Here is a 12,990-nt window from a genome sequence, read left to right as displayed (position 1 = left end):
TTTTTTACAAAATAAAGGCGCAGACTGTTAAAAAAACAGCCTGCGCCCTGTTTTCGCGACTTTTAATCGGTTCGGTTACTCTTCTTCAACCGGAACAGGACAGGCGTTTCCGCCGGGTATCATGCGGACTCCGATCACTCCGTCGATGTCCCTCAGATTGGCCAAAACGTTCTCGCTCACGCGGTCTTCCACGTCGATCAGGTTGTACGCCACGTCGGCCCTGTTCTGATTCGTCATGGAGGCGATATTGAGCTTTGCTCCCGCCAGAATGCTGGTAATCTGGCCGATCATGTTGGGAACATTCTTGTTCGCGATGCATAATCTGGCGCCTTTTTCGGGAATGCAGCCGTCGATCTTGCATTTCGGGAAATTGACGGAGTTGACGATGTTTCCGTTTTCCAGGAAGTCGATGAGCTGATTCACTGCCATGTACGCGCAGTTTTCCTCGGCTTCCGGGGTCGAGGCTCCCAGGTGCGGGAGGCAGACAACGCCTTCGCAGTCGAGCATCGCTTCATCCGCGAAATCGGTGACATGGCAGGCTACCTTGCCGTCTTTAACTGCCTGGATCATGTCTGCGTTGTTCACGAGGCCGCCGCGGGCGAAATTGAGGATGCGCACCCCTTTTTTCATGATTCTGAGCTTGTCGGCGTTGATGAATCCCTTGGTGTCGTTGGTTTGCGGCACGTGGATGGAGATATAGTCGGACTTGGCGAGGAGGGCGTCCAGGCTTTCCGCCTTATGCACCGCCCGCGAGAGGGACCATGCCGCGTCTACGGAGATGAAGGGATCGAATCCTATGACGTTCATGCCCAGAGCGACCGCGTCGTTGGCGACCATGGCTCCGATGGCTCCGAGTCCGATGATTCCGAGCGTTTTCCCCTTGATCTCCGGTCCAACGAACTGGCTTTTTCCTTTCTCCGCTAATTCCGGAATTTCGTCTCCCTTGCCCGCGAGTCCTTTCGCCCAGGACGCGGCCTTGTGAACCGGCCGGCTTGAGAAGATGAGGGCTCCGATCACGAGCTCCTTGACCGCGTTCGCGTTTGCGCCCGGGGTGTTGAACACTACGATGCCTTGTTCCGTGCACTTCGCTACGGGGATATTGTTGACTCCGGCGCCGGCGCGGGCGATGGCTTTTACGCTTTTCGGCAGCTCAAGCTCGTGCATCTCCGCTGAGCGGACCAGGATTGCTTCGGGATTAAGTATTTCGCTCGCGATTTCATACGAATCCCGGGGGAAAAGCGCGAGTCCGTCCGGAGAAATTTTATTGAGGGTTTGAATCTTGTACATTTTGAGTCTCCTTATGCGTTTTCGGCTTCGAATTTTTTCATGAACGCGACCAGGGCCTTCACTCCGTCGAGGGGCATGGCGTTGTAGATGGATGCGCGCATTCCGCCGACAAGGCGGTGTCCTGCCAGATTGACCAAGCCGGCCTTAGCCGCTTCTGAAACGAACTTTTTGTTCATCGCGTCGGCCTTTTCGGCTTCTGTTATCGAGGTGACGAAGGGGATATTCATGATGGACCGGTCTTCCTTGGCGGTAGTAGCCCGGAAGAATGCGCTTTGATCGAGGAAATCGTAGAGAACAGCGGCTTTTTCCTTGTTCGCCGCGGTTACCGCCGCGAGGCCGCCTGTTTTCTTGATGTGGTCGAGGACGAGTCCCATCATATAAATCGAATAGCACGGCGGGGTGTTGTACATCGAGCCTTCGGCCGCATGGGTGTCGAAGCGGAGCATGGTCGGCACGTCCGCGGGAAGGTCTCCGTCCTTGTGTTCGGGTCCCCGGATGAGGTCTTCCCGTATAATCACAACGGTGACTCCTGCCGGAGCGAGGTTTTTTTGAGCTCCCGCGTAGATGATTCCGAACTTCGATACGTCCATCGGTTCTGACAGAATGTTGGACGAAGCGTCGCAGACGAGCGGAATGCCGCCGGTTTCAGGAAACTGGTTCATCTTGGTGCCGAAGATGGTGTTGTTCGAGGTGACGTGTACGAAATCGTATTCGCCTTCGACCTTCTGTACCTTCGGAACATAGGTGTAGTTTTTATCTTTCGACGAAGCGACAGTGTCTACGGCGAGCCATTTTTTCGCTTCCTTGATAGCCTTGCCCGACCATACTCCGGTGTCGATGTAGGCTGCTTTTCCCTTCTTTTTGAGGTTCAGCGGAATCATCGCGAACTGGAGGCTTGCACCGCCCTGGAGAAAGAGAACCTTGTAGTTCGCCGGAATCTGCATCAGCTCCCGGAGCAGGGCTTCGGTGTTAGCGATTATCGGCTCGAAAGCCTTCGAGCGATGGCTCATTTCCATAACCGACTGCCCTGTTCCGTTGCAGTCGAGCATTTCCGCTGCGGCTCGCTCGAGAACGGCCTGGGGAAGCATTGAAGGTCCTGCAGAAAAATTGTAGACACGATTCATTTGATTACTCCTTATGTGCGTTTTCGGCGGCTAAACGGGCGGCTAGGGCTCCGAGCGCGTCGATAATTGAAACATTTTCAACCTCGATTCCCGAGGGAACCGAGAGCAGAGACGGGGTGAAGTTGACGATTCCGGTTATTCCGCATTCGATGAGTTTGTCGGCGGTTGCCTGGGCCTGCTGGGGAGGCACGCAGAGAATCGCGAATTTTATTCCGAAGCGAGGAATGATTTCCTTCATTTTGAAGGATGGATAGAGGGGAAAGTCTGCCTTGAGAATTTCCACCCGGTTAACGTTCGAATCGAATCCGGCGCACAGGGAAAACGGGCTGCCTGCGAAACCGGAATATTCGAGAAATGCAGAACCGAGGCGTCCGAGTCCGACGATGCAGCATTTCGAGTCTGTTTCGGCGAGGTTGAGCGTTTTTCGAATCGCTTTGGCAAGGGCGACCGGGTTGTAGCCGGCCGTCGTGGAAATATCGGCATCAAGCTCGAGGAAGGATATGTCTTTTCTGATGGTATGGCTCGGCCATCCGGTTTTATGTTCGATCTCGGAGGATGAGATCGCAGCCGCATGGCTATGCTGGTCCAAAAGACGGGCGAGCTGTGAAAGCCGTTCTGCTGTCGGTCTGGGGATCGGCATCTTATTCCTCCTTTGTGAATAATTTCACAGTTAGAATAGCAGGAGGGAAAAAGGTTGTCAAGAAAAAAAAGCCTCAAGCTGTGAAATAATTCACAAGTTGTCCAACAATGCGGTCTGCGAGCGTATATACCGGTAAACTTTGATTGACAGGGTAGGGGAATTATCAGATATTAGAGTAATGGCAGCAGATACCGAGAACTTTTTTCAGAAGATTGTGAATATCTTCCTGTCAACCCGGGATCCTGAGGTTGAAAAAAAACGCCAGCTAAAACTCATAGCGAAAGAACTGTCTAAAAGCAGGTATAAATGGTATCGGCCGAATTCTGAAGAAGCGTTGCCCGGGATGGGAAAGTTTTTTTGGGAAGTGTATAAGGTCGTCGGTTCCGCCCAGGTTATACTGGCGAACGCCAATTCGTCGACTGTGCTGAAAAACGTATTGGTGGAAATGTCGTTTTCCGACAAGCAGACTTCCTTGCGGGACAGGCTTACCGAAGAAGCGATAAAGGAACGGAGCAAAACCTCTTCGCCCAAGGAATTGTCTACGCAGATTCGCGACGAGCTTTCGGCCTTCATGTCCGAGTTCAGCGCCGATACGGTGAAAAAGATCGACGCCCTGTATTCCCAGCTCGAAATGCTCGTTAATTTCGTCTCGTTCGATTATTTATTTCTATTGAAGAAATTCGATTCATCCCTCCCCGAGCGCAATTTTTCATATACGCCGAAATTTGAAACCATTAGGGGAGAATACGTCCTGGAGGATCTCAAGGATTTCGCACTTGTCGCCTATACGCTGCCGCTTGAGGCCGATTGGGCCCGTATTTTCGCGATCGTGAAGGCCTATCGGGAAGTTGAGCCTGTCGCGATCGGACAATGGAACAAGCTCGTCAACATCTTGTCCGATATAAAGAAAACCGGAGTGATGGAACAGATAATCTGCCATCTTTCCCACGACCCCTCCTATCATGTGACGACCGAGCCGGTTGCCGACAGAATCGTAGATACGTACATAACGAAGATTAAAACGCAAACCGAAATGACTCTTCAGCAGATTCAGCAGGAAACGAAGATGAACAAGGTGGGCGAATTGCTGAGGCAGGTCTTCGGAACCGAATCAGTCCTGCGGTTGAAGAATTACGCCGACAAGGCGAATCCCGCCTTCGAAAAGAAAATGCTCGGCGGATATCTCCATGTCGATGCCCTGAATTATCTCAAAGCGTTTCTTATCGATTACTTTAAGCGAGACATCCGCGCTCTTACCGATCTCTTTCTCGTGCGCGGAAAGTGGTCTCTGCCCGGCCTTTCGACCGCGTATTCGGGGAGCTTTCACGAGCTTCTGGAATTGTCGGATAAAATCACCGCGTTCGACGACTCTCTGGCCGAGGACGAGGATCTCGGCGCAAAGCTGAAAACCATGCTCTCCCGCGCAGACCGCGACAAGGAAGTGGTGAAGCAGCTGAGGACTCAGCTGAAGGACGTCAACGATCTTGCCCTCAAGTATCTGACCACGGGCACCCAGCATTTGATTTCGATCGCGCGCAGCCTCAAGGCGATCGTAGAGGATTACGAAAAAAGCCCGCACGAGATGATTACGAACTGGAAAGAGCTTGAGCTTAATTCCGATCGGCCCATCAAGGAATGGGTGGTTGAAGTCTACAAACAGATATACGCATTTGTGATGCTCATGCAGCTTTTCCTGAAAGACGACTGATTTTTTTCCGCTGGAACTGGAATCCTCTTTCGCCTGAAACTACAATGGTAGTGAGGTATGAAAGTGCGGAAACCCGGATTGCTTGTTCTAACCTGTTTGTATTTTCTTTCCTTGCCTGTCGCAGCCGAGTCGTACCGATTCGTGTATGCGTCCTATCCTCCAGCGAACTATAAAACCCCGGATGGAAAATCTTCCGGTTTTTTTTGCGATATACTTCGCGAATTGATCGAAAAGCGCCTGGGTTCCGTACTGGTCATGGAAACCTATCCCTGGGCCCGCTGCCAAGTGATGGTGAGAGATGGTTCGGCCGACATCATGGCGACGATCCCCACTCCGGAGCGGCTGGAGTATTCCGTACAGACTTCCCGGCCGTTTTGGGTGAAGGAGTACCTTGTCTGGACATGGGCCGGACATCCCCGCGCGAAAGAAATGGATTCAATTAGAAGCGTCAATGATATACTCAGGGATGGACTGACCGTAATATCCTACATCGGGAACGATTGGTCGCGGATTACTCTCGAAGATATGGGCGTGCCGGTTATCAATGCCGTTTCAGTCGAAGGCATGTATCAAATGCTGTCGGTTAAGCGGGCGGACATACTGATCGAGGATCCGTTTCTCGTTTACGATTCGGTTTCTCGCAAGGAAGTGCTTGATAGGATTGAAGCCACTGAAGGGATTTTAGGAAGAAGCTCTTTTCATTTCCTGGTAAGCAAAAAATCTCCGCTCGCATCAAGAATTGCCGAACTTGACCAGGCTCTCTCAGATATGCTCGCAGACGGTACTATAGACCGGATCCTCGGCGAGTATTCCGGCGTACGATAAAAAAAGGAGCTGTCCGGCAGTTGCTTGCCGGACGCCCCCTTATTAATCGGCTCAGTTGTTATATGCTAATCAGAAAACCGGAACCACGTCTCCGTCCGGATAGGTGGTTTTGATCCATTCGCGCACCTCGTCGCTCAGCACGGCTTTGACCAGGGCCTGTATCTTGGGGTCCGCCTCGTTGCCTGCCTTTACCGTAACGATGTTTACATAGGGAGAGTCCGCGCCTTCGACCAGCAGTCCGTCCTTTGCTGTTGAAAGGCCGGCGGGGATCGCGTAATTGCCGTTGATGACCGCGGCATCCACATCGGCGAGGATTCGGGGAAGCGAAGCCGCTTCGATCTCGCGGAATTTGAAGTTGCGGGGATTTTCGACTATGTTTTGCGGCGTAGCTTCGAGGCCGGCGTTCGCGTCGAGCTTCAACAGTCCTGCGGATTGCAGGAGCAGCAGGGCTCTTCCTTCGTTCGTCGGATCGTTGGGAACGGCTATGACGGCGCCGTCGGGAATCGCGGTAAGGGAGTCGTATTTTCCGGAGTAGAGGGCCAGCGGCTCGACATGGGTTCCGGCGACGCTTGCCAGGTGGTAGCCTCTGTCCTTGTTGAAGGTGTTCATGTACGGGACGTGCTGGAAGAAGTTGGCGTCGATCTGTCCGGACTCAACCGCTTCGTTCGGGGTGACGTAGTCGTTGAATTCTACGATTTTTAGGGTGATGCCCTCTTTCGCGAGGTCGTCCGCGATCAGGGCGAGTATGTTCGCATGGGGTTCCGGCGTGGCTCCGACCGTCAGTACGGCCGGGTCTTTTTTCGCGCAGCCGGCAAGAATCGCGGCGGAAGCGGCGCATGCGAGCAGAAGCGTTTTCTTGTTCATGTGTTTCTCCTGTATTTCAAGAACCTCATCGACGAGCGATGAGGATGTCTCTTATTTTGTTTCCGGCGAGCTGAATGAGCTCGACCAGAATGAGTATGATGACGACGGAGGCGATCATGATGTCGCCCCGAAATCGTTGGTAGCCGTAGCGGATCGCGAGATCTCCGAGACCGCCTCCGCCTATGGCTCCTGCCATCGCGGAATAGCCGATGAGGTTGATCACGGTGAGCGTGACTCCCGATGCCAGGGAGGGAAGGGCTTCGGGAATCAGCACCTTGAAAACGATCTGGGCGTTCGTGCTTCCCATGGCACGGGCGGCCTGAACGACCCCCGGATCCACCTCCTTTATCGCAGATTCGATTATTCTCGCGACGAAGGGCGCCGCGGCTATTGAAAGCGGGACGATCGTCGCCGTCGTACCGATGCTCGTCCCGATGAGTACACGGGAAAGCGGAAAAAGAAGGATCATGAGAATGATGAAGGGAAACGACCGCAGCACGTTCACCACTCTGCTGAGAATCTGATTGAGCAGGGGGCGCGGAGCGATGCCCGCCGGATCTGTTATGCACAGGAGTATCCCCAGCGGAAAACCGAGAAGAAGCGAGAAGAAGGTCGATAATCCGACCATTGCGAGGGTTTGAACCGTCGCGGTTCCCACCAGCTGGATAAAAGCGTCTATCGGCGTCATTCTTTGTTCTCCTCTACGGAAACGCCCTGGCTTTCGAGCCAGGCCCTGGCTTGAGCGACTTCGTCGGGTTTCCCCGCGAGATCGGCAATCATCGTTCCGACTGCGATTCCCGATACGTCCTGAACGCCGCCGGCTCTGATGTTGACATCGATATCGAACTTTCTTGCGAGCCGGCTTAATACCGGCTCTCCGGTTACGGCGCCTCTGAACCGGAGGATGTACGCGCCTCCCTCATGCGACCAGCGCACCAGATCCGGGCAGGACGATTCGGCGATGCTTTCCAGCGGGTTGAGGTGAGTCAGGAATTCGCGGGTAACGGCCGCTTGCGGACGCGAGAAAATATCCGCGACGAGACCCGTTTCCGCGATTTTGCCTTCGTCCAGAACGGCCACGGACCGGCAGGCGTCCCTCACTACCTCCATCTGATGGGTTATCATGACGATGCTGAGATTCATGTTTTTCTGGAGATTCTTTAATAATTCGAGGATCGACCGCGTCGTCTGGGGATCGAGGGCGCTCGTCGCTTCGTCGCAGAACAGAATGTCCGGTTCGACCGCGAGGGCTCGGGCGATGGCGACCCTCTGCTTCTGTCCTCCGGAGAGGGTGCTGACGGGAGCGTTCCCCCTGCCTTCCAGTCCGACCAGTTCAAGGAGCTCCTGCACGCGGCGTTCTGTTTCCTTGCGGGGCTTTCCCGAGATTTCCAGGGGATAGGCTATGTTTCCGCCGGCTGTGCGGGATCCGAAAAGGTTGAAATTCTGGAAGATCATGCCGATTTTCCGGCGTTGCCCGATGAGGGCGTCTCCTGTCAGATTGTCGACCCTGTCTTCGCCGAAACGGATTTCGCCCGAGTCCGGCTTTTCCAGCAGGCTGATGAGCCGTATCAGCGTGGACTTTCCCGCGCCGCTTTTCCCGATTATGCCGTATATGGTGTTTCCGGGAATGTCGAGATCGACTGCGTTCACAGCCGTTCGCTCTCCGTACCGTCTCGAAACATTGCGGAGTTGAATCATTCCGGACCTCCTGAAAAAAAAAGCCTCCCGTACGGGAGGCTTCTGATAATAATCATTACCTCTCTCATCTTCTGGAATTGGCACCGTGAAAATCGGTTGCCGGGCTTCATAGGGCCAGTCCCTCTGCCGCTCTTGATAAGAGATGAGGCAATCTAAACAGAAAGAAAAGCCGATGTCAAGAGCCGTTTTCCCGGAGGCTGATTGCCCGACCTGTGCGAAGTTGATATAGTTCGGATCGTGGTACATTCATCTTTTCATACTCATACGCGATTATGCAAACACGCTTCCGGCGAACCTGCGGATTACATCCGTGAGGCTGTCGCCGGAGGAGCTTCCTTTCTCGGCATTTCCGATCATTGCCCCTATCCCGACGATTCCGTCTGGCCGGGGAGCCGGATGGCCGTTTCATCGGTTCCCGAATATCTCGGCCTTCTCGAGAAGGCGAAAGCCGCATCTCCGATCCCCGTTCGCTGGGGGTTCGAATGCGAATGGCATCCGGCCTTCGGTTCCTGGTATCGGGATGTGCTGAAAGGGGAGTACGGCGCCGAGTATCTGGTGTACGGGTCTCATTGGGTTCCCGACGGAGGCGAGTTTTATTATATTCCCGACGTTACCGACGAGCCTCTGTTAAAACGCTATGTCGCGCTGACCCTGGAGGCCCTGTCTACGGGCCTCTACGATTGCTTCGCCCATCCCGATTTGTTTTTGGCGGGGTTTACCCGCATGACGTCCGAGGTGAAGGCGGCATGCCGCGATATTATCGACGCCGCGATAGCCGCAAAAATTCCGATGGAAGTGAACGGTCTCGGCCTGCTGCGGCCTCAGATTCAGGGGGACAACGGCATGCGGTCTCCCTATCCGGTGCGGGAGTTCTGGGAAATGGCGGCTGACGCCGGCGCGGTTATCATATGCAATTCCGACGCCCACCAGCCGGAAGAGGCGATCGAAGGCGCGCGGCGAGCCGAGCGGTTCGCCCTCGATATCGGCATTACGCCGGTCGAAGCATCGACAGCTCTCGGCTTTGCCTGATGAGCGCCGAAGTCGAGAGCGTTCTGCCTCAGTGGGGCATTTTGGGAAACTGCCGGGCTTCCTGCTCGAGCAGCCTGATTTCCCTGTCGAGAAAGAAGGAAAGCACGGTTCGCAAAATGACGATGCCGCCGAGTATCATCAGCTCGTTGAGTCCCGGCTCGACTATCGTCTTGAGCACGTCGGAGGCGATCAAAAGTTCGAGTCCGAGGAGCAGATAGGTGCCCAGATCGGCGCGAAGAACCCGAAGCTTGTGTATGGTGTACAGACCCCGCGCGCGGTTGAGTTCATTCACGAGAAAGTGGCCGAAGGCGATAGCAGTCCCGTAAATTACCACGCATACGCTGATGATGCTGATTATCACGGAAATGATTTCCAGAAAATACATCGCGTTATCGAATATGTGCATCGTCGCTCCTTTAATCTCTCTTAAAAAAAATTAGTCGGTTTCCGGTTGAAGGCCGTCTACCATGAAGCGTTCGGGAAACTTCGAAGGCTTCCCGTTCTTGTCCACGCAGCCCCAAGACACTTCGGCTTCAGCGCAGACTTCTCCTCTCTGATTCGTGATCGTCTGCCGGAAAATTCCGGAAACCTTTCCCAGTTTAATCGGTTCGACCTCTATCGATAATTCGTCGAACAGGCGAGCGGAGGCTCGGTATCGGATATCGACCCGGGTGACGTATAAATATAAACCCGCTTCGTAAAGGCCCGGGTAGTCGAATCCGATCGCCTTCAGGAATTCCATCCGTCCCAATTCCAGATAATTCAAGAAAACAGCGTTGTTTACATGGTTGTAGGAATCCAGCTCGTAGCTTTGCACTATTTTTTTTGCGACGTATTTCATCTGTACAGAATATACCCCAGCCGTTTTTTTGACAATCGATTCAGGCAATGCCTATACTTTAGTCATGATAAACGTAGCCGCGGCAGTGATCGAGAATCGCGAAGGGCGCATCCTCATAGCCCGCCGAAAGCCCGACATCAGGCTCGGCGGGTATTGGGAATTTCCCGGCGGCCGGATAGAGCCGGGTGAAGGCGCGAGCGGCTGCATCGCCCGCGAATTGCGGGAAGAAATGGATATGCATATCGAAACGGGCGGAATCCTGTGCGAAACCGAATACGACTACGGGCAGGGAAGGGTTGTGCATTTGATCGCGGTAAAGGCGATTCTTCTCGGCGGCCGCATTCGGCTTCACGATCACGACGATATACGATGGGTGAGCTTGCACGAAATATCGGACTACCTATTCGCCCCAGCCGACGAGGCTGTCGTGAATGCCTTGTTGGAAGGCTCCGAGAAACATCGAAAGGATTGAAGGATTATAGAAGAACGGAATTGACCAGTTCCTGGAATTCCGGATCGATTTCTTTTCCAGGCTTCGGCGATTCCGCCACGACGAAGAGGCCGTCTTCGTTTACGATAGTCATTGTATCGTCTTCCTGCTCGCGATCGTACTCCGGCGAAAGCTCCTCCATATCGTCCGGCTCGGCATCTCCGATCACTTCCAGAAATTCGTACACAGGGCTTTCGTAGCAGCTCGGAATCGTTGTTATCGGGCTTTTAAGAAGAAATGAATCGATGTAGTCCACTCGTTGCGCATCCTCTTCCGCGTCCGCATCGAGAGATGAGAAATCAAGCGCGGACACGATATATGTATCGGAAGAAGCATCGTCCGGGTCGAGAGAAATTTTAACGGGTCCATGATCGAGATCGGGACGTTCGTCGAAATTGTATACGAGGATGTGGTCGGGTTCATTCGGAATGTCGTCCATGAAGTCGGCCATTTCCTCGTCGGTGGCGACTTCCAGCAGTTCAGGCTCCCATTCTCCGTCGAGGTATTCAACTTCGTCAGCATCAGCGGGCGCGACGGTTTCAATATCCTCTGCGGCGGACTCCTCGGCTTTGCAGGAAGGCTCTTCGACGTCGTCTGAAAGTTCTTCGGCTTCTGAAAGCTCTTCGACTTCTGAAAGCTCTTCGACTTCTGAAAGCTCTTCGACTTCTGAAAGCTCTTCGGCTTCTGATAGCTCTTCGACTTCTGAAAGTTCTTCGACTTCTGAGAGTTCTTCGATGTCTGAAAGCTTTTCGACGTCTGAGAGTTCTTCGATGTCTGAAAGCTCTTCGACGTCTGAGAGTTCTTCGATGTCTGAAAGCTCTTCGACGTCTGAAAGTTCTTCGTCTTCTGATAGCTCTTCGGCTTCTGAAAGTTCTTCGACGTCGTCTGAAAGTTCTTCGACTTCTGAAAGTTCTTCGACGTCGTCCGAGAGCTCTTCGACTTCTGAAAGCTCTTCGACTTCTGAAAGTTCTTCGTCTTCTGATAGCTCTTCGACTTCTGAAAGTTCTTCGACTTCTGAAAGTTCTTCGACTTCTGAAAGTTCTTCGACCTCGTCCGAGAGTTCTTCGAGATCCGCATCGTCGCTTTGAATTTGAGCGGTTTTCGGCAAGGGGGCGGAGCGTTTTGCCGGCGGGGCCGCTGTACCGGTCACCGTAAGGTTAATCGCGTTGTTCTGGAGCACCTGCTCGAGCATCTGCCTCAGTTCTTCAGTGCTTCCCAGGCTGTCGCGCCGGGGGCCCTGATGTCCGAGGGCCGCGAGAATCTCTTCCCAGCTCTTGTCCAGCAGGGAATCGATCTCGGAACCGTGTTTTTTAGCAAGCCGTCTGCCGAAGCTTTTCTTTATTTCGGTGTTGAAGTCCGGCTTTCTGTAGGAAAGATTCTTCCGGATCTCGTCCCATTTGAGTTCATCGGACTTTTCTATGATCTCGTTAAGCAACCCCGCCTGGAAGCGCCGTATTCTCTGGCGGACGACCAGCATTTCATCCCGTTTCAGATTCAACAGCAGGAATAGTACCAGAAAGATCGTGCAAAAGCTGACTGCGAGAAAAAGGATGCGCACTGATAGCGGGAAAACGAATAATTCTTCCGCGACCAGCCTGCCGACGAAGCCGCAGCTTGAACAGGAGCGGGATAAAAGCACCCAGCCGGAGTCTTCTGTCGCGACGATTCTTGCCGCTTCCGTGTCATTCCGAGCCCATTTTTCTGCGATCGCGCCGACGATGATTTGTTTCCCCGTCGCGGGGAGGCCCGTGACGATGCCGACCGCGTCGCTTGCTTCGTCGGAGATGAGCGTAACGTTTTCGCTGATTCTGAGCAGGTTGGCGGCGACGAGGCGTTGAACCGCGGCCTGGCCGGATATATAGAATACAGCGGTTCCGCGCCATGCTCCGTAAGAGTCGATAAAGGGATAGCAATACAGGAAGCGGTCGGTTTGGGGATCCGTAATGATTCTGGGCTCTTGTCCGTCGTTCATGGAAAGACGGTTGAAATCGGGTTCGTTGGGTTTCTTTCCGTAGTTTTCGTACGAAATCTGGAACTTTTCCCGTTTAAGAATATCTTCGCGGAAGGTGCTGTAATGAATCTTCCAGGATGTTCTCGTTTCGCCCTCGGGAAGCGCTTCTCCCGCGTCGATTATCCTGATTCCCGTCAATCCGGGAACGGTAGTCATGAGCGAGCCTGCGAGATTTTCCCGGTCGAAGATGTCCTGTTCGCTTTGATTCGGAAGGAGACTGCGCTTTACCGGGTCGGCCGAGTTGAATTCACTGAATTTGCCGAGGTTTTCGGCGTGCCATGCGTCAAGCTCCTGCGCTACAGAATCCAGCTGCGCGCCCGCGGCTTCAAGAACCGCCGGTTGATAAAACCGGGTTTCAAGAAGAGAAAAGAGCCCTGCCTGAGCCGCCAGAGTGAGGCCGGTAAAGAGGAGTAGGGATAAAATCAGGCTGATCGCTATTTTCGGTGCAGTGCGCACGAATCCTCCGTAATGGG

At 53.6% G+C, this 12,990-nt stretch carries 13 protein-coding genes and 1 riboswitch; of the genes, 4 read left to right on the top strand and 9 right to left on the bottom strand.

Annotated elements, in window-relative coordinates; translation table 11 throughout:
- Nucleotides 1–75: 75 nt before the first annotated feature.
- From K7J14_RS05650 to K7J14_RS05640, 3 genes are read right to left on the bottom strand one after another with little or no spacing between them, the layout of a single operon-like run.
- The gene (locus tag K7J14_RS05650; RefSeq protein ID WP_230754176.1) at nucleotides 76–1,287 is read right to left on the bottom strand and encodes a phosphoglycerate dehydrogenase; all 1,212 of its coding nucleotides are present in this window, start codon (nucleotides 1,285–1,287) and stop codon (nucleotides 76–78) included.
- A gap of 11 nt (nucleotides 1,288–1,298) precedes the next feature.
- Nucleotides 1,299–2,411 (bottom strand): 3-phosphoserine/phosphohydroxythreonine transaminase, encoded by a 1,113-nt coding sequence (gene serC, locus K7J14_RS05645; protein WP_230754174.1) that lies wholly within the window; start codon nucleotides 2,409–2,411, stop codon nucleotides 1,299–1,301.
- Nucleotides 2,412–2,415: 4 nt separating this feature from the next.
- Nucleotides 2,416–3,051, bottom strand: coding sequence for a redox-sensing transcriptional repressor Rex (locus K7J14_RS05640; RefSeq protein ID WP_230754172.1), 636 nt, complete (start codon nucleotides 3,049–3,051; stop codon nucleotides 2,416–2,418).
- 178 nt (nucleotides 3,052–3,229) lie between these two features.
- Between K7J14_RS05640 and K7J14_RS05635 the strand changes: the two genes are divergently transcribed.
- Nucleotides 3,230–4,759 carry a DUF5312 family protein gene (locus tag K7J14_RS05635; RefSeq protein WP_230754170.1) on the top strand — a complete coding sequence of 510 codons (1,530 nt, stop codon included), beginning with the start codon at nucleotides 3,230–3,232 and terminating at the stop codon, nucleotides 4,757–4,759.
- Between the two features lie 57 nt (nucleotides 4,760–4,816).
- Complete coding sequence (locus tag K7J14_RS05630; protein WP_230754168.1) at nucleotides 4,817–5,584, top strand: substrate-binding periplasmic protein; 768 nt, start codon at nucleotides 4,817–4,819, stop codon at nucleotides 5,582–5,584.
- A 69-nt stretch (nucleotides 5,585–5,653) separates the two neighbouring features.
- Here K7J14_RS05630 and K7J14_RS05625 read toward each other — a convergent pair whose 3' ends face one another.
- From K7J14_RS05625 to K7J14_RS05615, 3 genes are read right to left on the bottom strand one after another with little or no spacing between them, the layout of a single operon-like run.
- The gene (locus K7J14_RS05625; RefSeq protein ID WP_230754166.1) at nucleotides 5,654–6,448 is read right to left on the bottom strand and encodes a MetQ/NlpA family ABC transporter substrate-binding protein; all 795 of its coding nucleotides are present in this window, start codon (nucleotides 6,446–6,448) and stop codon (nucleotides 5,654–5,656) included.
- Between the two features lie 25 nt (nucleotides 6,449–6,473).
- Nucleotides 6,474–7,136: a methionine ABC transporter permease gene (locus K7J14_RS05620; protein ID WP_230754164.1), complete on the bottom strand. Its 663-nt coding sequence runs from the start codon at nucleotides 7,134–7,136 to the stop codon at nucleotides 6,474–6,476.
- Entirely contained in the window at nucleotides 7,133–8,146 is a 1,014-nt protein-coding gene (locus K7J14_RS05615; RefSeq protein WP_230754162.1) for a methionine ABC transporter ATP-binding protein, read from the bottom strand. Before K7J14_RS05615 ends, K7J14_RS05620 begins: the two co-directional genes overlap by 4 nt.
- A 61-nt stretch (nucleotides 8,147–8,207) precedes the next feature.
- Nucleotides 8,208–8,288: riboswitch (SAM riboswitch) on the bottom strand.
- Between the two features lie 95 nt (nucleotides 8,289–8,383).
- On the opposite strand from K7J14_RS05615, the gene K7J14_RS05610 reads away from it, so the two are divergent.
- Nucleotides 8,384–9,175: a PHP domain-containing protein gene (locus K7J14_RS05610; protein ID WP_230754160.1), complete on the top strand. Its 792-nt coding sequence runs from the start codon at nucleotides 8,384–8,386 to the stop codon at nucleotides 9,173–9,175.
- A gap of 28 nt (nucleotides 9,176–9,203) precedes the next feature.
- Here the strand turns inward: K7J14_RS05610 and K7J14_RS05605 are convergent, their stop codons facing one another.
- The gene (locus K7J14_RS05605; protein ID WP_230754157.1) at nucleotides 9,204–9,581 is read right to left on the bottom strand and encodes a DUF1622 domain-containing protein; all 378 of its coding nucleotides are present in this window, start codon (nucleotides 9,579–9,581) and stop codon (nucleotides 9,204–9,206) included.
- Nucleotides 9,582–9,611: 30 nt separating this feature from the next.
- Nucleotides 9,612–10,016 carry an acyl-CoA thioesterase gene (locus K7J14_RS05600; RefSeq protein WP_230754155.1) on the bottom strand — a complete coding sequence of 135 codons (405 nt, stop codon included), beginning with the start codon at nucleotides 10,014–10,016 and terminating at the stop codon, nucleotides 9,612–9,614.
- A gap of 64 nt (nucleotides 10,017–10,080) precedes the next feature.
- Here K7J14_RS05600 and K7J14_RS05595 point away from each other — a divergent pair, with 64 nt between their 5' ends.
- A complete protein-coding gene (locus tag K7J14_RS05595; RefSeq protein ID WP_230754153.1) occupies nucleotides 10,081–10,488 on the top strand; it encodes a (deoxy)nucleoside triphosphate pyrophosphohydrolase in 408 nt (135 codons plus the stop codon).
- 4 nt (nucleotides 10,489–10,492) lie between these two features.
- On the opposite strand, the gene K7J14_RS05590 is transcribed toward K7J14_RS05595, so the two are convergent.
- Nucleotides 10,493–12,973, bottom strand: a complete 2,481-nt coding sequence (locus K7J14_RS05590) for a hypothetical protein (RefSeq protein WP_230754151.1) — start codon at nucleotides 12,971–12,973, stop codon at nucleotides 10,493–10,495.
- Between the last annotated feature and the right edge of the window lie 17 nt (nucleotides 12,974–12,990).

Source organism: Teretinema zuelzerae, assembly GCF_021021555.1.
GTDB classification, from domain to species: Bacteria; Spirochaetota; Spirochaetia; order Treponematales; family Treponemataceae; genus Teretinema; species Teretinema zuelzerae.
This window is presented reverse-complemented; position numbering and strand designations above follow the sequence as displayed.